This is a genomic window from Tsukamurella sp. PLM1, assembly GCF_023168325.1.
GTDB lineage: Bacteria > Actinomycetota > Actinomycetes > Mycobacteriales > Mycobacteriaceae > Tsukamurella.
Window position 1 is genome coordinate 3211244 of the sequence record NZ_AP025688.1, and the last position, 17668, is coordinate 3228911.

16 protein-coding genes, 1 tRNA gene and 2 pseudogenes are annotated in these 17668 nt (G+C 70.5%); 11 read left to right on the plus strand and 8 right to left on the minus strand.

The window, feature by feature from the left end:
* The first annotated feature begins 53 nt into the window (after positions 1-53).
* Positions 54-943 (plus strand): annotated as a pseudogene (locus MTP03_RS16495) (LLM class flavin-dependent oxidoreductase).
* Positions 944-973: 30 nt separating this feature from the next.
* Here the strand turns inward: MTP03_RS16495 and MTP03_RS16500 are convergent.
* From MTP03_RS16500 to MTP03_RS16515, 4 genes are all read right to left on the minus strand, one after another.
* Entirely contained in the window at positions 974-1519 is a 546-nt protein-coding gene (locus MTP03_RS16500; protein WP_371820986.1) for a sugar O-acetyltransferase, read from the minus strand.
* Between the two features lie 100 nt (positions 1520-1619).
* Positions 1620-1693: transfer RNA gene (locus MTP03_RS16505), tRNA-Met, on the minus strand.
* A 111-nt stretch (positions 1694-1804) separates the two neighbouring features.
* Entirely contained in the window at positions 1805-2221 is a 417-nt protein-coding gene (locus tag MTP03_RS16510) for a hypothetical protein (protein ID WP_248489156.1), read from the minus strand.
* Positions 2167-4743 (minus strand): UPF0182 family protein, encoded by a 2577-nt coding sequence (locus tag MTP03_RS16515; RefSeq protein ID WP_248489157.1) that lies wholly within the window; start codon positions 4741-4743, stop codon positions 2167-2169. The genes MTP03_RS16510 and MTP03_RS16515 overlap by 55 nt, the downstream gene beginning before the upstream one ends.
* Before the next feature lie 73 nt (positions 4744-4816).
* On the opposite strand from MTP03_RS16515, the gene MTP03_RS16520 reads away from it, so the two are divergent.
* Positions 4817-5410: a PPA1309 family protein gene (locus tag MTP03_RS16520; RefSeq protein WP_248489158.1), complete on the plus strand. Its 594-nt coding sequence runs from the start codon at positions 4817-4819 to the stop codon at positions 5408-5410.
* 7 nt (positions 5411-5417) lie between these two features.
* Here the strand turns inward: MTP03_RS16520 and MTP03_RS16525 are convergent, their stop codons facing one another.
* Positions 5418-6011 carry a S16 family serine protease gene (locus MTP03_RS16525; protein WP_248489159.1) on the minus strand — a complete coding sequence of 198 codons (594 nt, stop codon included), beginning with the start codon at positions 6009-6011 and terminating at the stop codon, positions 5418-5420.
* Positions 6012-6214: 203 nt separating this feature from the next.
* Between MTP03_RS16525 and MTP03_RS16530 the strand changes: the two genes are divergently transcribed.
* The 6 genes and pseudogenes from MTP03_RS16530 (at position 6215) to MTP03_RS16555 (ending at position 11345) form a co-directional block, all read left to right on the plus strand.
* Positions 6215-6472 carry a hypothetical protein gene (locus tag MTP03_RS16530; RefSeq protein ID WP_248489160.1) on the plus strand — a complete coding sequence of 86 codons (258 nt, stop codon included), beginning with the start codon at positions 6215-6217 and terminating at the stop codon, positions 6470-6472.
* A 70-nt stretch (positions 6473-6542) separates the two neighbouring features.
* Positions 6543-7897: pseudogene (locus MTP03_RS16535) on the plus strand (zinc-dependent metalloprotease).
* A 49-nt stretch (positions 7898-7946) separates the two neighbouring features.
* Positions 7947-8669: a ferritin-like domain-containing protein gene (locus tag MTP03_RS16540; protein ID WP_248489161.1), complete on the plus strand. Its 723-nt coding sequence runs from the start codon at positions 7947-7949 to the stop codon at positions 8667-8669.
* Positions 8670-8744: 75 nt separating this feature from the next.
* Positions 8745-9593, plus strand: a complete 849-nt coding sequence (locus MTP03_RS16545) for a hypothetical protein (protein WP_248489162.1) — start codon at positions 8745-8747, stop codon at positions 9591-9593.
* A gap of 13 nt (positions 9594-9606) precedes the next feature.
* Positions 9607-10923: an AarF/ABC1/UbiB kinase family protein gene (locus MTP03_RS16550; RefSeq protein ID WP_248489163.1), complete on the plus strand. Its 1317-nt coding sequence runs from the start codon at positions 9607-9609 to the stop codon at positions 10921-10923.
* Positions 10924-10955: 32 nt separating this feature from the next.
* The gene (locus MTP03_RS16555; RefSeq protein WP_305852796.1) at positions 10956-11345 is read left to right on the plus strand and encodes a VOC family protein; all 390 of its coding nucleotides are present in this window, start codon (positions 10956-10958) and stop codon (positions 11343-11345) included.
* 63 nt (positions 11346-11408) lie between these two features.
* Here MTP03_RS16555 and MTP03_RS16560 read toward each other — a convergent pair whose 3' ends face one another.
* The 3 genes from MTP03_RS16560 to MTP03_RS16570 form a co-directional block, all read right to left on the minus strand.
* Positions 11409-12617, minus strand: coding sequence for an acyl-CoA dehydrogenase family protein (locus MTP03_RS16560; protein WP_248489164.1), 1209 nt, complete (start codon positions 12615-12617; stop codon positions 11409-11411).
* A gap of 187 nt (positions 12618-12804) precedes the next feature.
* Entirely contained in the window at positions 12805-13077 is a 273-nt protein-coding gene (locus MTP03_RS16565; RefSeq protein WP_248492258.1) for a WhiB family transcriptional regulator, read from the minus strand.
* An 868-nt stretch (positions 13078-13945) separates the two neighbouring features.
* Positions 13946-16036 (minus strand): ATP-dependent DNA helicase UvrD2, encoded by a 2091-nt coding sequence (locus tag MTP03_RS16570; RefSeq protein ID WP_248489165.1) that lies wholly within the window; start codon positions 16034-16036, stop codon positions 13946-13948.
* A 145-nt stretch (positions 16037-16181) separates the two neighbouring features.
* On the opposite strand from MTP03_RS16570, the gene MTP03_RS16575 reads away from it, so the two are divergent.
* From MTP03_RS16575 to MTP03_RS16585, 3 genes are read left to right on the plus strand one after another with little or no spacing between them, the layout of a single operon-like run.
* A complete protein-coding gene (locus MTP03_RS16575) occupies positions 16182-16505 on the plus strand; it encodes a hypothetical protein (protein ID WP_248489166.1) in 324 nt (107 codons plus the stop codon).
* 26 nt (positions 16506-16531) lie between these two features.
* Positions 16532-17413, plus strand: coding sequence for a hypothetical protein (locus MTP03_RS16580; protein ID WP_248489167.1), 882 nt, complete (start codon positions 16532-16534; stop codon positions 17411-17413).
* Between the two features lie 4 nt (positions 17414-17417).
* On the plus strand, positions 17418-17657 hold the full coding sequence (locus MTP03_RS16585) for a mycoredoxin (protein ID WP_248489168.1): 240 nt from the start codon (positions 17418-17420) through the stop codon (positions 17655-17657).
* The last annotated feature ends 11 nt before the right edge of the window (positions 17658-17668 follow it).

Genomic DNA, 17668 nt, shown 5'->3' on the forward strand with positions numbered 1-17668 from the left:
CGGCCCGAACCGGAACGTTCCCGCTCACGGTGATCGGAACCTACGCTGACGGCATGGACTATCTGCGCGCCGTGGAATTCGGACTGTTCGTCACCCCCAAGGCCGCCGCACTGGACAACGCCTTCGCGCTCGCCGGGCTCGCGGATGGGAAGGCCGAGTTCCTCGGCGTCCAGGACCATCCGTATCAGCAGGCGTTCGTCGACACGTTCACCCTGCTCGGTTCGCTCCTCGAGCGCACCTCTCAGGTCAGGGTGTTCCCGGACGTGGCGAACCTGCCGCTCCGGCCGCCCGCGGTCATGGCGCAGGCGGCGGCAACTCTCGACCTGCTGTCCGGCGGGCGGTTCGAGCTCGGGCTCGGGGCAGGCGCGTTCTGGCCCGCGATCGAGGCGATGGGCGGTCCGGCCCGCTCCCCGGCGAGGCCGCGGGCGCGGTCAAGGACGCCGTCGAGGTGATCCGGCTGATGTGGTCGGGCGAGAGGTCCGTGCGGTACGAGGGCGAGCACTACCGGCTCGCGGGGGTGCACCCCGGGCCGAGCCCCGCCCATGAGATCGGCATCTGGCTCGGCGTGGGCGGCCCCAAGCTGCTCCGTTACCTCGGCGGCCACGCGGACGGGTGGGCACCGTCGAACTCCTTCTTCCCGCCCGCCTCGTTGCCCGAGCGGCACGCCGCGATCGACGACGGTGCCCGCGCGGCCGGGCGCGACCCGGCGTCGATCCGGCGGGTGTACAATATCTTCGGCGCGATCGCGGACGCCCCGTCGGACGAGCCCTTCCACGGCACCGTCGAGCAGTGGACCGCTGAGCTTGCGGACCTCGTGGGAATCGGCATGGACACCTTCGTCTTCGGCGCCGAGGACGACGACTTCGAGCAGTGCCGCCGGTTCGTCGAGGAGGTCGCACCCGCCGTCCGGCAGCGCGTCGCAGAGCTGCGCGCCTCCCGCTGACCGGTCCCGCGCCGCGGTGCGGTCTCGTGCTTATTCTGCGGGCAATTCCCGGACGACGCGGCAGGGATTGCCGACGGCGACCACGTGGTCGGGCAGGTCCTCGGTGACCACGCTGCCGGCGCCGACGACGGTGTTGCGGCCGATCGTGACGCCGGGACACACGATGACGCCGCCGCCGAACCACACGTTGTCGCCGATCGTGATCGGCTCGGCCGTCTCCCAGCGTTCGCGGCGCGCCCGATGGTCCTCGACGGGGTGCAGCGCGGTGAGCAACTGCACCCGCGGGCCGATCGAGCAGTCGTCGCCGATGGTGATGGGCGCGCAGTCCATGAGGATCGCATCGTAGTTGAGGAAGCTGTTGACGCCGATGCTGATGTGCACGCCGTAGTCGCACTGGAACCGAGGCATGACCCAGGAACCCTCGCCGACGCCGCCCAGGAGCTCCTGGAGGATCTCGGACCGCTCCGCGTCGTCGTCGGCCCGCGTCGCGTTGAACCGATCGAGCAGGCGCCCGCAGGCCTTCCGCATCGCCTCGAGTTCCGGATCGCTATCGCGGTAGCGCTCCCCCGCGAGCATCCGCTGCAGTTCGGTGGTCACCCGACCGACGGTACCGGCCGCGACCCCGGCCCCGGGAATGCGAAAGGCCCCCGGATTTCTCCGGGGGCCTTCGACCTAGTAGCGGGGACAGGATTTGAACCTGCGACCTCTGGGTTATGAGCCCAGCGAGCTACCGAGCTGCTCCACCCCGCGTCGGGTGAACACCACGTTACTGGAAGCTGCTCACCGAGTGCAAATCGTTTGAACGTGACGCTCGTCTCCCGGGGCGGGCGGGCACCGTCGGCCCCGCCCCGGGAGCCGGGATCAGTTGCCGCCCCGCGCCTTCGCCTCGGCCTCCTGCAGCTTGGTCACCGCGTCACCGAGCTGCTTCATGGCCTGGCCCACGGCCACCTGGTCACCGTTGCGCTGCGCGGACAGGACCGAACCCCACGCATCCGAGACCGCCTTGACCGCGGCCTGGATCTCGGGGGTGTCGGCGCCCTGCCCCGTCGCGGGCGTAGTCGGGCGATCCGGGCCGGGCTGCGGCGCAGTCTGCCCCTGGGTCGGGCCCGCGAGACCGGGCGCGGCCGTGGCGAGCGCCGCGTCGACGTTGCGGAAACCCGCCTGCGACAGCGAGTCCGCCACCGTCGGCTTGTAGCCCGCCCCGGACGTGACCGGGTTGAGCGTCAACACCTTGATGAGCTTCGGCGGGGTGTCCCGCTCGCTGCTCTTGGCGTACATCGGCCACACGTACACGAGGCCGCCGTTCGCCAGCCCGATCGCCTGGAGGTTGCCGAACTGCGGGTTGAGCGCCTGGATGTTGGCGTTGTCGGCGCGGTACGGCTCGGACGCCTTGATGAGGTCGGCGGCCTGGCTCGGCCCGCCGTGCGGCGCGGCATATCGCGCACGACGATCCGGCCGGCGTCCTCGCCCGCCGACGCGACGGAGACCTGCGCCGCCACGTACGGCTGGTTGCGGGGCTGCAGGATCGTCGACAGCTGGAAGTGCGTCGGCCCACCGTTCGGCGTGGCCCCCACCGAATAGTACGGCACCTGCAGACCGTCCTTGTCCGGGGTGTCCTTGGGCGCGCCCGCGACCTGCCAGACGTCGCTCTCCTGGCGGAACGTGTTCGGCTCTGTCACGTGGTACTTCTGCAGCAGGAAGCGCTGCACCTCGAACAGGTCCTGCGGATAGCGGAAGTGCTGCGCGATCTCCGCGGGCACCTTGTCGCCGCCCTCGACCACGCCGGGGAAGATCTTCTTCCACGCGTTGAGGACGGGGTCCTCCTCGTCCACCTGGTAGAGCTTGACGGTGCCGTCGTACGCGTCGACGGTGGCCTTCACCGAGTTCCGGATGTAGCCCACCTTCTCGTCGGGCTGGCGCCGCTGCGTCTGCTGGCCGGGCACCGCCTGCTGCCGCGAGCCCGTGGCATCGGACAGCGAGGTCTGCTGCGAGTACGGGTACTTCGGGAGCGTGGTGTATCCGTCGACGATCCACACGATGCGGCCCGACTTCGAGTCGATCACCGGATACGTCTTGGTGTCGACGGTGAGGAACGGGGCCACCTGCTTGACGCGGTCACGCGGATCGCGCTGGTAGATGATCTTCGACTCGTCGCCGATGTTCGGGTTGAGCAGGATGTTCCGCTCGGTGAACTTGATGGCGTAGGCCAGACGCGGCAGCCACGAGCCGATGTCGACACCGCCCTCGCCCTCGTACTTGGAGGTCAAGCCCTCGCCGTCGTACTCGCGGGCCTCGCCTTTGCTACCCACGATCGAATAGAAGCTCGGGTCGGAGCCGATGATCTCGCCGAAGTAGATGCGCGGCTGCTTGACCGTCTGTTGCCCGGCGACGCCGTCGCGGGTGAACACGGGCTGGCCGCCCGCGGTGTTGACCGCGTCCCGGCTGCCCTCGCTGACCACCTGGTCTACCTGCCCGGCCGGCGCCGTGATCAGCCCGTTGCCGTGGGTGTACTGCAGATGCCGCGCCGCCCAGTCGGTGGGCGTCTTGTCGGGGTTGAGCTCGACCGGCGCCAATAGCACGTTGGTCGAGCGGCCGCCCACGTCGTACCGGTCCACCGACAGCTGGTCCGGCAGCAGGTAGTACTCGCGGAGCTGGTTGAGCATCGAGAACGCCTTGGAGACCACGTTCGGGTCGAGCAGGCGCACGTTCTGCAGCGACGGCGAGTCCTTCGCCGTCAGCGTCTGCAGCGCCTCATCGGTCACCTTCGAATCGGCCTTCTCGTACTTGGCGTCGGTGAGCCCGTACGCCTCCTTCGTGGCCGCCAGGTTCCGCGAGATGTACGGCAGCTCCCGTTCGGTGTTCGGGCCGACCGAGAACGTCTGCACCGCGGCCGGCCAGCCGACGCCCACCACGAGCGACGAGAACAGCATCAGCACCGTCGCGATCGCAGGCACCCGCAGGTCCCGCAGCACGATGCCGAAGAAGAACGCGGCCGCGCAGATGATCGCGATGCCCGTGAGGATCGCCTTCGCTGGGAGCATCGCGTGGATGTCGGTGTAGTTGGCGCCGGTGAACATCGAGGAGCGGTTCGAGTAGACGAGCGCGTACCGGTCGAACCAGTACGCCACGGCCTTGGTCACCAGGAACACCCCGGCGATCGCGGCGAGCTGGATGCGGGCGCCGCGCGACAGCGAACCGTCCCGCCCCGCCAGCCGGATTCCGCCGAACACGTAGTGGGCCACGAGATTCGCCAGGAACATCAGGATCAGGCCCGCGAACACGAACCCCAGCACGAACTCGATGAACGGCAGCGTGAAGGCGTAGAAGCCGATGTCCTTGCCGAACTCGGCGTCGGTGGTGCCGAACGACTCGCGGTTGAAGAACAGCAGCACCTGCTGCCACGCGGCCTGCCCGAAGATGCCGCCGATCAGGCCGATGAGCAACGCCGGCACGATCGCGAAGGTCTTGAGCTTGCTGGTGACCACCGCACGGTAGCGCACCACCGGATCGTCCGTGGGCGACGGCAGGAACGCCGGGCGCACCCGATGCGCGAGCCACATGCCGGCGAAGGTGAACAGCCCGAGGATCACGCCCGTCACGGCGAACAGCCCGATCCGCGACAGCAGCACGGTGCGCAGCACGCCGGCGTGGCCGAGCGAGCCGTACCAGAGGAACGCGGTGTACACGTCCACCACCCGCGGTCCGATGAGCAACAGCGCCAACAGCACCACTGCCGACGCGATGAGGATCTTGGCCCGTCGGGACAGGGAGGGCATTCCGGCGGCACGAGGAGTCGTCACGTGCACCACTGTACGGATTTGCCGAATTCCGGCGTGTTACCGGTCGCGGCTGCGGGGATGCGATCATGGGCCCGTGAGCGACGAGACGGATCAGGTGTTCGGCGAGGCGGCCCTCGGCCGCGCCGCGCGGGAGGCGATCGAGTTCGTGGAGCCGCAGGGCTGGGGACAGCCGCCGCAGCTGTTCGGCCTCGTGCCCACATCGCTGCTCGCGACCAGCCAGCCCGAGTGGGCCGACCTCCTCGACGACGGCGCCTCCCTCACGGTGATCGAGCAGGAGCCGCTGCCCGGCGATCCGCGGGGCGGGAGCGCGGAGCTCGACGGCGTGCTCGCCACCACCACCTGGCCCGACGAGGTGGTCGGGTGCGCGCTCGTGCAGGAGATCATCGTGCTGCCGCCGGCCGCGGAGGCCGATCTCGACGGCGTCCTCGAGCCTCATCTGGCCGACGTCGACGCCGCCGACCGGGCCGGCCGCGCGGCGGCCGAGCAGCATCCCGAGCGCAAGGTCGCCCGGATGGTGGCCGCGGTGCTGCGCGACGGTCACCGCATCACCCTGCTCACGCTGCGGCCCGACGACGACGATCCGTTCGCCGACGCCGACCTGCTGCGCGCCGACCAACTCGCGCCCGGCCTGATCCAGGGCCTGCTCGCCACCTTCGACGAGGACTAGGAGCGCCTCAGCACGACGGTGCCGGGCGCCCTTCCCGGACATCGGCGAGCGCGGCGAGCGCGCCGTCGAGGTCGTCGACCTTGATCAGCTGGAGCCCGTCCGGGGGCGAGGACTTCGCCTCCGTGCAGTTGGCCGCCGGCACGAGGAAGGCCGTGGCACCGTCGCGTTTGGCACCCTGGAGCTTGTGGGAGATCCCGCCGATCGGGCCCACGGCACCGTCGACGGCGATCTCGCCGGTCCCGGCGATGTCCTTGCCGCCCGTCAGATCACCGGGCTCGAGCAGGTCGATGATCCCGAGCGTGAGCATCAATCCCGCCGACGGGCCGCCTACCTGCCGCACGCCGAACCCGATGCGGACCTTCGGGTCGGCCGGAACCTGCCCGACGGAGATCCCGAGGACCGGCTTGCCCTCGTTCTCGCCGAGCACGATCGGCACGGTGACGGCACCGTCGGCGCGACGGACCGCGACCTGCACCGTGTCGCCGCGCTTGCGGGTCTGGAGGGCCTTGCTCACCTGGTCGAGGTCGGTGACGGGGGTGCCGTCGACGGACTCGAGCACGTCGCCCTCGCGCAGCTTCCCCTCCGACGGTCCGCCTTTCATCAGCCCGACCACGCCGGGCGCCGGGGATCTTGAGATGGCGCATCGCGGCGATCGTGGCGGTGGATTCCGAGCCGGTGAACTGCGCACGGTTGCCCTCTTCGATCTGCTCGCGGGTCTTCCCCGGGGCGTAGTAGGCGTCGCGCGGGGCGAGCTGCGCGCCGGTGAGCCACTTGCCGAGAGCGCCGTACAGGTTCAGGCCGTCGGTGACCGACACCGTGGTGAACCGCAACTCGCCGGCCGGCTGGTGCACCGGCAGTCCCTCGATCGTGATGACGCGGCGCTCGTGCTTCGAGCCGTCGGGGTCCTTCTCGTCGTACGTCGTGAGGGTGTCCGCGGTATCCCCCGGGCCCACCGCCACGTACGGCACCGTCACGAACATCCCGAGCACCGCCAGTACCAGGAGAGGCACCAGGGCCGCGAGCACCGTCGTGATCCTGCGTTCCGTCACGCCGACAGAGTAGCGGCCGGGTGTTCGCGCAGAGCGTGACGGACGTGGCGGCGGGCCGGGACTGCGGGCAGTACCGTGGAAGCATGAACGACGTGCCCTTCGGATTCTCCTCCCCGGCGACCGCGGTGACGACGGTGACGGGCGCGGGGACCAGCCGTTCGGCGCCGGTCAGCCGTTCGACATGTCGCAGCTGGGCGACATGCTCAGTCAGCTCGGCCAGATGATCTCGGGCATGGGCTCGGGGATGTCGGCGCCCGGCGCCGCATCGGGCGAGCCGGTGAACTACACGATCGCCGCACAGCTCGCGCGCCAGACGCTGGGTAAGCACGCGCCGGTCTCCGACCGGCAGCGCTCGGCGATCGACGAGTCGATGCACCTCGCGCAGCTCTGGCTCGACGGTGCCACGGCGCTCCCGGCGGGCCCGCAGAAGACGGCCGCGTGGACCCCCGTGGACTGGCAGGAGAAGACGCTGCCCACCTGGAAGCGGCTGGTGAACCCGGTGGCGGAGAAGATCTCCGGATCGTGGCTCCAGAGCATGCCCGAGGAGGCGCGCGAGATGGCCGCGCCGATGATGGGCATGTTCACGCAGCTCGGATCTGTGTCGTTCGGCACCCAGTTGGGCCAGGCGCTGGGAACGCTGTCGAAGGAGGTGCTCACGAGCACCGACATCGGCCTGCCGCTGGGCCCGGACGACACCGCCGCGCTGCTGCCCGAGGCGATCGAGGCCTTCAGCAAGGACCTGGACCAGAAGGACCAGGAGATCCTGGTGTTCCTGGCCGCGCGCGAGGCCGCCCACCAGCGGCTGTTCTCGCACGTCCCGTGGCTGCGCGCACGGCTACTGGACACGGTCGAGCAGTACGCGCGGGGCATCCAGATCGACATGTCGGGAATCGAGGAGCTCTCGCGGAACCTGGACCCGACCGCGCTGCAGGACCCCGCCAAGCTGGAGGAGCTGATGGCCGCGCAGGGCGCCGCGCTGCAGCCGAAGGCGACGCCGGAGCAGACCGCGGCGCTGGGGCGGCTCGAGACGCTGCTCGCCCTGATCGAGGGCTGGGTCGAGACGGTGGTGCACGCCGCGATCAGCGAGCGGCTGCCGAGCGCCGCCGCGCTGCGCGAGACGATGCGCCGCCGCCGCGCGTCGGGCGGCCCGGCCGAGCAGACCTTCGCCACGCTGGTGGGCCTGGAGCTGCGGCCGCGCAAGGCGCGCGAGGCGGCCGACCTGTGGGAGCGGCTGCGCACCGCGACGTCGCTGGAGCAGCGCGACGGGGTGTGGGCGCATCCGGACCTCATCCCCGACGCCTCCGACCTGGACAATCCCGCGGGCTTCATCGACCGGTTCCTGGGCGATACCACCGGCGACGCGTCCGATCTGGACGATCCGATCGCCGCGATCGAGCGGGAGATGCGGCGCGACGCGGGCGAATCCGACGAGAACTGACCCGGGTTCATTCATCTTCATCTCAGGTTTACCGAGGTATGAAGGATGGATGACGTGGGTTGAACACTTCGAACAGCGGGCCCTGCAGCGCGGCGCCGATCCGCAATGGTCCCGCGGTGCGGCGCTGCCGCCGGCCGTGATCGCGAGCCTGCAGCGGTTCCAGGTCGGCGAGAGCGGTGACGGGTCGACGCTGTTCGCGCACGCGGATACGGCGGGAGACCCGGAGTACGCCGCAGCCGTGCGGCTGTTCGTCGCGGAGGAGAACGAGCACGCCCGGCTGCTGGCGGAGCTGATCCGAGCGGGCGGCGGACAACTGCTCGACCGGCACTGGTCGGACGCCGTCTTCGTGCGGGCGCGGCGGGCGCTGGGCCTGCGGTGCGAGCTGCTCGTGCTCACGGTGGCCGAGCTGATCGCGGTGAGCTACTACGGCGCCCTGGCGCGCTCGGCGGACCCGCTGCTCGCCGAGGTCAGCAGCCGGATCCTGGACGACGAGCAGTACCACATCCGGTTCCAGCGCGACCGGCTCGCGGCGGGCTTCGCGGCCACGCCGACGTGGCGCCGGAGGGCGACCGGGGTGCTCTGGCAGGGCTTCGCCGCAGCCGTCGCGGTCGTGGTCGCAGCGGATCACGGCCCCGCACTGGTCGCGGTGGGCGGATCGCGGCGGGCCCTGCTCCGCGAGAGCGCGACGCTGTTCGCGCGGTTCCGGCGCGACGTCTTCACCGCACCGGTCGGGCACCGTCGGGAAGTTCCTGCAGCGGCCCATCGCTCCTGATCAGAGCTGATTTCACCCTGTGGATAACGGGTGTTCTCGGCGGTGCGGCCGTGGCGCGGCGTGCCAGGGTGAGCCATGCGGCAACGCCTGAACCCATATCTCACCGTCGTCGTGCGCCCGCCGACGCTGGTCCAACTGGGCGCCTCGGCGACCGGCGCGGCCGTCCTCCGGCCGCCGTCCTGGCTCACGCCGGACGTGACCGCCGGCCTGCTCCGCTGGCTGCAGTCCTACCGCTCCCCTCAGGAACTACAGCGACACGCCGCCGATGCGGGGATGACTGCGCCGGACGTGGACGCGCTCCTGGGCGCACTCCGCGGCCACGGGCTGCTCGAGACGGAGCGCCCGGGGGCTCCGCTGCACGTGTACCTGCACGGGCGCGGCCAGGTGGCCGACGCGGTCCTCGGCGAGCTGGCCGCGGTCGACGGGCTGCGCGTGACCGCGGGGACGTCGCGCAGCTGGCGCCCCGACGGCCGCCCGCTGGACCTGGTGCTGCTCACCGACACGCTCTCCCCCGACCCCGTGCTGGTCCGGCGGCTGATGCGCGCCCGGGTCCCGCACCTTCCGGTGGTGCTGCGCGACGGGACGGGTGTGGTGGGGCCGCTAGTGCTGCCGGGCGCGGGGCCGTGCCTGCGCTGCCTCGACCGCACCCGCACCGACGTCGACCCCGGCTGGCCGACGCTGGCCTGCCAGCTGTTCGGACGCGCCGGGCGGGCATCGGGACAGGTCCTCCGGGTCACGGCCGCCATCGCGGCGCAGCAGGTGGACGCGATCGGGGCCGCGCGGTGGGACTCGGCGGCCCCGCCGGACGTCGTCGGCTGTAGTTTGGAGATCGAGGGCTGCGCAATCGCCGTCCGACGATGGTTCATGCACCCCGGGTGCGGATGTGGGGTCACCGACCTCCCCGCGGACGAGGCGGCAGGTTGACTTCAGGGGTCAGGTGTCCGAGATCACCCGCGGCGGCGCGAAGCGCACCGCCAAGCTTGCAGGACTCCCGCTGGGCATGGCCGGGCGGACGGCCGTGGGCTGGGGCAAACGGCTGGCGGGCGCCGATAAGGACGAGGTGAACGCCGAGTTGCAGGCGAGGGCCGCCGAGCAACTGTTCGAGGTCTTGGGCCAGCTCAAGGGCGGCGCCATGAAGCTGGGCCAGGCGATGAGCGTGATGGAGGCCGCGGTGCCGCCCGAGTACGCCGAGCCCTACCGGGACGCGCTCGCCAAGCTGCAGAACGAGGCGCCGCCGATGCCCGCCGCGACGGTGCACAAGGTCCTCGACCAACAGCTGGGAACGGGGTGGCGTGACCGGTTCAGTTCCTTCGACGACGATGCCGCCGCCTCCGCGTCGATCGGCCAGGTGCACCGCGGCGTGTGGGCCGACGGGCGCGAGGTGGCGGTCAAGGTCCAGTACCCGGGCGCCGACGAAGCCCTGCGCGCCGACCTCAAGGCGCTCGGCCGGCTCAGCTCGGTGATCAAGCCGCTGACGCCGGGTGCCGACATCAAGTCGCTAGTGCAGGAGCTCACTGACCGCACCGAGGCCGAGCTCGACTACCGGTACGAGGCCACGAATCAGCGCAAGTTCGCGAAGGCCTTCGACGGTGACCCGAACGTCCAGGTCCCGAAGGTGTTCGCGAGCGCGCCCGCCGTGATCATCAGCGAATGGGTCACCGGGCGGCCCCTGCGGGACGTGATCGCGAACGGCACCCAGGCCGAGCGCGACGACGCCGCGGCGAAGCTCACCGAGTTCGAGGTGAGTGCGCCTGCGCGCACCGGCCTGCTGCACGGCGACCCCCACCCCGGCAACTTCATGATCGCGCCGGACGGCAGGCTGATCGCGCTCGACTTCGGCGCCGTCGCGGAGTACCCCGGCGGCATCCCGCCGGCGGTGGGCAAGATCCTGCGGCTCGCGCGCGACGAGCGCTACGACGAGCTGTTCCCGCTGCTGCGCAGCCAGGGGTTCATCCCGCCGCGGCTGGAGATCACCGCCGAGGACATCCGGAGCTACCTGGCACCGTACGTGGACCCGCTGCGCTCCGAGAGCTTCCACTTCACCCGCAAGTGGCTGATGAAGGCGGCGTACACCGCGACGGACGTGCGCGGCGAGCAGTTCCAGACCGGCCGCAAGCTGGCCCTGCCCACCGAGTACGTGATGCTGTTCCGCGTCCTGCTCGGCATGGTGGGCATCTGCTCGCAGATGGAGGCCGAGGCGCCGTACCGCAGCATCGTCGAGCACTGGGTACCGCTGGTCGAGTCGGACGACTGACCCGGTTCGGCTCTCCCGGAGGCGTAGCGTGGCTGCATGACCGCGTCGATCTCCGCCTCGTCGTCTCCGTCACCGCGCTGGATCCCGCGCTGGCGTTCTACGAGGGCCTGGTCGGCCTGCGGCGCACCGCCTCTGCCGACGAACTCGCGTGGCTCGCCACGGCCGACGGCGTCGAGATCATGCTGCACGAGCGCCCCGCGACGCCCAGCGACACCGCGGTCGCCCTGGGCCTCGCCGTCCCGGATCTGGACGGCGTCGTCGGAGCGTGGGCCGCGCGGGGCGGTGTCGTCGTGGACCCGCCCGAGGAGCGGCCGTGGGGCGAGCGGATGGCCGTCGTGCGCGACCCCGACGGACACCTCGTGTGCCTGTCGCAAGCCTCCGCGGCGGCGGTGGCGTCCTCGACGGCGGCGCCGCCCACGTAGTCCCCGCCGCCCGCGCAGTCCCGCCGGTCGCGGGTTCCGCGACACCGGCCGGTCGGCCGCTGGTCAGACGAACGCGCCCTTACCCGTCACCTCCCGGCCCACGAGCAGCGACTGGATCTCCGCGGTGCCCTCGTAGGTGACGAGCGCCTCCATGTCGCACAGGTGCCGCATCACGTGGAAGTCGAGCGTGATGCCGTTGCCGCCCAGGACGTCCCGCGCCAGGCGGCACACGTGCCGTGCCTTCACGCTGCAGTAGTACTTCGCGAGCGCGGCCATCGTGTCGGTGACCGCGCCCTCGTCCAGCAGCCGGCCCAGCCGGATGCAGTACAGCTGCATCGCCGTCACGTCGCCGAGCATCTCGACCAGCTTGCCCTGGATCGCCTGGGTCGCGGCGATCGGCTTGCCGAACTGGATGCGCCGCTGCGCGTAGGTCAGCGCGATCTCGTAGGCGGCCACCGCATGGCCGGTGGACGACCAGGCGACCGCGTTGCGGGTACCCATGAGCACCTTGGAGACATCGGGGAAACCGTTGCAATGCACCAGCCGTCGGTCATCGGGCACCCGCACGTCCTCAAGGACGATGTCGGCGTTCTGCACCATGCGCAGCGACACCTTGCCGCCGATCTTGGTGGCGCTGTAGCCGGGGTCGTCCTTCTCCACGACGAAGGCCTTGACCTTGCCGTCGCCGGTGTCGCGGGCGAAGACCACGATGATGTCGCACCACGTCGCGTTGCCCGGCCAGCGCTTGACGCCGTTGAGGATCCAGTCCGATCCGTCGCGGGTGGCGGTGGCCTCCAGCGCCACCGAGTCGGAGCCGTGGTCGGGTTCGGTGAGGGCGAAGGCGCCGATCCTGTCGAGGTTCGCCATCGCCGGCAGCCACCGCGTGCGCTGTTCCTCGGAGCCGAGGATGTAGATCGACTGCATCGCCAGGCCCACGTGCACCCCCATGAACGTGGCGATGCTGCCGTCGATGCGTCCCAGTTCGTACGAGACGAGTCCCTGCCCCACGGCGGTCATCGGCGTGATGCCGTAGCCGGTCATGGTGTCGCCCACGATCTTCAGCTCGCGAAGTTTCGGCAGGATCTCGTGCGGGAACTCGCCGCGCTCCCAGTAGTCGTTCACGATCGGCAGTAGCTCCTTGTCGCCGAACTTGCGGACCTTGACCAGCAGGTCCATCTCCTGCTCGGAGAGTAGCGATTCCATGTCCAGGTAGTCGGTGTCGCGGGAGCGGGCGATGCCCTCCGCGAGGGCCTCGGTGGTCCGGTCGGTCATGGGACGCGTCCTTGTCTGTCGGTCGGTTCGGCTCGACTCAACTGTGCGCCGCGTCACTGCGCACCCACAATGGTCGGCACCACAACGTGGACGGCCCCGGACGGTCACCGCGAACATCGCCCCTCACCGGGCGCGGAGACGAGTGAGCCCCGATCCTCGGTTCTCGAGGTATCGGGGCTCACTGCGCTCAGGCCGCATTCTTCCGCGGCCGGCCGCGCGGGCGCTTGCGGGCGATCACGACGCCCTGGTCGAAGATCTGCCCTCCCCACACGCCCCACGGCTCGGCGCGCTCGAGCGCGGCGGCCAGGCAGGCGCGCTGCAGGGGGCAGCGCTCACACAGGGCCTTGGCTCGCTCGAGGTCCGACGGGGCCTCGGCGAACCACAGGTCGGGATCGCCGGCGCGGCAGGGCACGCGGCTGTCGATGCTGAGGGAATCGATGGTGCGGACGGTCCCCTCCACGGGACGTTCGTCCAAGATGGTCGGCACTTCTGGTCACCTTTCCACCTGTTGTTCAGGTGGCCTCGGTAGCGGCGCCGGGTAGGCGCACGGGATGTCTCTTCCGGGTGGGTGCGCGAACCGTGTGGCGGTCCCCTCGCGTGATCACGCCCGACGATGCGGGGCGTGCGAGAGACCGGGAAGCCACGGGTTCCGCGCGGTTGCGGGTCCCGTGGTGAATGCGAAGAGGAGGGTCCTGGGACCTAACCTCGTCGCAGGGAACACACGGGGCGCGTGAGCGGTTCGTGATCGACGGCGTACGTCGCCCGCTCCTGGCGCAGTCGCCACAAACGTGGCGTCATGCCGGGCAGGGCGTGGGAGGCCTCGAGACGAACCGCTGCCGCTGCGAACACTCCACCCTCTGCTGCGGTGAACTGCTTGCCTACGTTGATGATTGCGTTGTTCATTGTCTTCTGCCTCCTTTCGCGCGCGGTTGATCACGTTCCGGCGGGCGAAGCGGCCCAGTGCAAGTGCCTGCTTCGCGCGTCATCCCGTGCGGTCGTGTTCCACAGTATGCGGGCAAAACTATTCACACAAGTTATTTTTGACCTGCGGTTATGCGGCGGGCCGCCGCTACACGTGCTCGGCGTCGCCCAGCGCGTCCGCAGCGGTCACGCTCCGACGGCATTGCCTTGTTCCTCCCCCGCGCCGCGCCGAAAGGTGCCCCCGGCATTCGCTCCCCTACCCGGCGCCAGGCCTCCGGCGTGGGCTCGAACGTCCCCCACGCGGCGCCGACTCCCCCACTCCACGCCGCCGGAACTGAAATGCTCCGTTCGTCCCCCACGCGGCGCCGACTCCCCCAGCGGAGTCGGCAGCCTCGGAGGACTCGGCGTCAGGCGTGCTCGGCGATGAGGGCGAGCACCTCGTCGCCGTACTTCTCGACCTTCGTCGAGCCGATGCCGTTGATCCGCACGAGCTGTGCGCGGGTGCGCGGCTGGTGCTCGGCGATCGCGAACAGCGTCGCGTTGGAGAAGATCGTGTACGGCGGGATCTGCTGGTCCCGCGCCTGGCCGGTGCGCCAGATCTTCAGCGCCTCGACGAGATCGTCGTTGAGGTCCGACGGGCACTCGTCGCACCGGGAGCGCAGCTTCTCCTCGCGGGTGTCGAGGATGCCGCCGCACACCCGGCAGATGTCCGAGCTGCGCCGCTTGCCCTTGCTCGGTCCAGAGTCTGCGCGGGGCCGGCCGGCGTCCGCCTGGCCGGCCACGACGTCGAGAAACCGGGTGCGCTTGCGGGTCTTGCGACCGCCCTCGTTGCGGGCCAGCGCCCACGACAGGTGGAGGTGCTCGCGGGCGCGGGTCACGCCCACGTACAGCAGACGGCGCTCCTCCTCGATCGGCTCGGGATCGCCCTTGGCGATGGCCTGCGAGATCGGCACCGAGCCCTCGGTGAGCCCCACGAGGAACACCGCGTCCCACTCCAGGCCCTTCGCCGCGTGCAGCGACGAGAGCGTGACGCCCTGCATCGTGGGCGGGTGCTTCGCCTCGGCGCGGGCGCGCAGCTCGCCGATCAGCTCCGCCAGCGTGAGGCCGGGGCGTTCGGCGGACAGATTCGTCGTGAGATCCACCAGCGCGTCGAGGGCCTGCCACCGCTCCAGGGCACGGGCACCGTCGGGCTGTTGCTCGGTGAGCCCGAGGGGCTCGAGCGCGCCCCGGACCAGCGCGAGCAGCTCGCTGCCGGAGACGCCGCCGAACTGGCCCGCGCGGTCCATCAGCGCGCGGACCGCCTGGCCGATCTCGGGGCGCTCGAAGAAGGCGCTGCCGCCGCGCACCTGGTACGGGATGCCGGCCTCGGTGAGCGCGGCTTCGTGGACCGCGGACTGCGCGTTGATGCGGTACAGGATCGCGATCTCGCTGGCCGGGACGCCCGAGGCCAGCAGCTCGCGGATCCGCCTCGCGACGAGCTTGGCCTCGGCCGGCTCGTCGTCGACCTCGGCGTAGATCGGGGCGGGCCCCTCGGGGCGCTGGCCGATGAGCTCGAGGCGGGTGCCCGCCACGCGGCCCTGCGCAGCTCCGATCACCTTGTTCGCCAGCGCCACGACCTGCGGCGTGGAGCGGTAGTCGCGCTGCAGCCGGACGATGGTGGCGTCCTCGAAGCGGCGCGTGAAGTCCAGCAGGTAGTTCGGGGTGGCACCGGTGAACGAATAGATCGTCTGGTTCGCGTCCCCCACCACCGTGAGGTCGTCGCGGTCGCCGAGCCAGGCGTTGAGGAGCTGCTGCTGCAGCGGCGTGACGTCCTGGTACTCGTCGACGACGAAACTGCGGTAGCGGTCGCGGAACTCCTCCGCTATCACCTGGTTGTCCTCGAAGATCGCTGCCGTGACCAGGATCAGGTCGTCGAAGTCCAGTAGGCGGTTGCCGTCCTGGTCTGTCTTGCGCCGCTCGTACGCCGCGTACACGTCGGCGACGGTGCCCGGCGCCATCGGGGCGGTGCGCCCCGCGGCCTCGACCGCCACCGCGTACGTCTCGGGAGTGACGAGCGACGCCTTCGCCCAGTCGATCTCGCTGAGCAGGTCGCGGATCGTATCCGTCTCCGGGCGCAGGTCGCAGTCACGGGCGGCGCGGCCGATCACGGGGAACTTGTTGTCGAGCAGTTCCCAGCGGGTATCCCCGATGGCGCGGGGCCAGAAGTACCGCAGCTGCCGCATCGCGGCCGCGTGGAAGGTGACGGCCTGCACACCCGGCTGCCCGTCGCCCCCGCCGATGCCGAGCCCGCGCAGCCGGCCCCGCATCTCCCCCGCGGCGCGGGAGGTGAAGGTGACCGCGAGGACCTGGCCGGCGGCGACGTGCCCCGTGGACACCTGGTGCGCGATGCGGTGCGTGATGGTGCGGGTCTTGCCCGTGCCCGCGCCCGCCAGCACGCACACCGGTCCTCGCGGCGCGAGGACCGCCTCCTGCTGCTCCGGGTCCAGTGCTTCGATCACACCGTCGAGTATTCCAGCCGGGCCTGACAGGTCGGCTCGCCGCACGTCGTGCCGCTGCCCCGGGGAGACGACCCCGCCCCGCGCTCCGAACTGTCGCTAGCGTGACACCGCCACCGCTCACGCCAACCACCTCGGAAGGACCTCGATGCGTCGATCGCTCACCGCCGGTGTCACCGTTCTGGCCACAGTCACCCTCGTCGCGGGCTGCGGCTCCGCACCGAGCGGCAAACCAGACAGGGAGGAGGTCCGCCCCGGTCTGGTCACCGTGCTGATGGCCAACCCCGCCAAACCCGACCGCGCGACCGCCGAGCGGATCGCCGACTGCATGCTGGATAAGGTCTACGACTCGGCACACGTCAAGACCCTTCAGGCCTGGGCGAAGGGTGAGCAGGACAAGGACGAGGTCTCCGACAACGTCGTCGTCATGGAGGCGTCGATGGAGTGCAGTAAGTCAGTCACCAGGCGCTGACGGCGGGGTGCGGCACACTTGACGGCGTGCATGAGACCGGCGGTCCACAGCAGGTATGGGTAACGTCGCGGTCGACCGGTGACCACGAGTGCCGCGGCGAGCTGATGATCGACGACCTCCGGTCGATCGTCACGCACACGCTGGCACACGAAGGCCCCAACGGACCGAACGGTGCGGTCACGCAATACATCCTCGCCGCCGCGGAGCGGCATCTGCACGACGGCCTACGCAGCGCGCTCGGTTCTACCTCGTCCCCCGGCGAGGAGACTTCGCTGCTCTCCCGGCTACTCCCGCTTGAGGGCTTCGGCCCCGACGTCCTGGACATCAGCCGTAACAACCTGCGCCGCCGCTGGGCCACCGCCTCCGACTGGCTCGACGACGTCATCGCATACGCACTGCGCCCGGGCCGAGCCGACGAACACGCGCGCGCCGCCGTCTCCGCCGCGACCGGGATGGTCGGGCGCCCCCTGGGAGAACTGATCTCGGCGGTCACCGCCGGCGAGGTCGCCGCTGAACGCGATCCAGCCCGATTCGGCCTGGCCGAGATGATCCGGACGATGTGGCCCGATCACCCGGCTGTCCGGAGCGCACGGACCACGCTCGACGAGTACGCCCTGCACTGGTGGGTTCCGGTCTACTCGCACATCCTCGATGTCTACGGCCTAGCACTGATCGACGGCCTGAAGATCGAGGACTTCGCCCGCCCCCTTCTCGCACTTGTCGAGCACGAAGCCCGAGCGCAGTCCCCAGGCCACGCCGCCCGTGCCATCGTGGTCCTGATCAGCGGCGCGGTTATCGACACCCGCACCGGATCACGCCTGACCCCGGCCGAAGTCACCGCGCACACGCCGCCGACGCTGCGCTCCCGCAGCCGGGGGAAGAAGCTCTCGATGACAATGGTTGAGTAATGGCATGAGCCAGCTGACGATGTACACCACCACGTGGTGCGGTTACTGCAACCGCCTCAAGACGGGCCTCAAGGCCAGCGGTATCGAGTGGACCGAGATCAACATCGAGGAGGATCCCTCGGCCGCGGAGTTCGTGGAGGGCGTCAACGGCGGCAACCAGACGGTGCCCACCGTCAAGTACGAGGACGGCACCACTGCGACGAACCCCTCGCTCGCCGACGTCAAGCGCAAGCTGGGCGTCTGACCGTCCGACCT

Coding starts and splice junctions, on each gene's coding strand:
- MTP03_RS16500 (WP_371820986.1), bottom strand. CDS start 1,519: ATGCTCGCGGGGGAGCGCTACCGCGATAGCGATCCGGAACTCGAGGCG.
- MTP03_RS16510 (WP_248489156.1), bottom strand. CDS start 2,221: ATGTACGCCAAGAGCAGCGAGCGGGACACCCCGCCGAAGCTCATCAAG.
- MTP03_RS16525 (WP_248489159.1), bottom strand. CDS start 6,011: ATGAAAGGCGGACCGTCGGAGGGGAAGCTGCGCGAGGGCGACGTGCTC.
- MTP03_RS16540 (WP_248489161.1), top strand. CDS start 7,947: ATGACGTGGGTTGAACACTTCGAACAGCGGGCCCTGCAGCGCGGCGCC.
- MTP03_RS16545 (WP_248489162.1), top strand. CDS start 8,745: ATGCGGCAACGCCTGAACCCATATCTCACCGTCGTCGTGCGCCCGCCG.
- MTP03_RS16560 (WP_248489164.1), bottom strand. CDS start 12,617: ATGACCGACCGGACCACCGAGGCCCTCGCGGAGGGCATCGCCCGCTCC.
- MTP03_RS16575 (WP_248489166.1), top strand. CDS start 16,182: ATGCGTCGATCGCTCACCGCCGGTGTCACCGTTCTGGCCACAGTCACC.
- MTP03_RS16585 (WP_248489168.1), top strand. CDS start 17,418: ATGAGCCAGCTGACGATGTACACCACCACGTGGTGCGGTTACTGCAAC.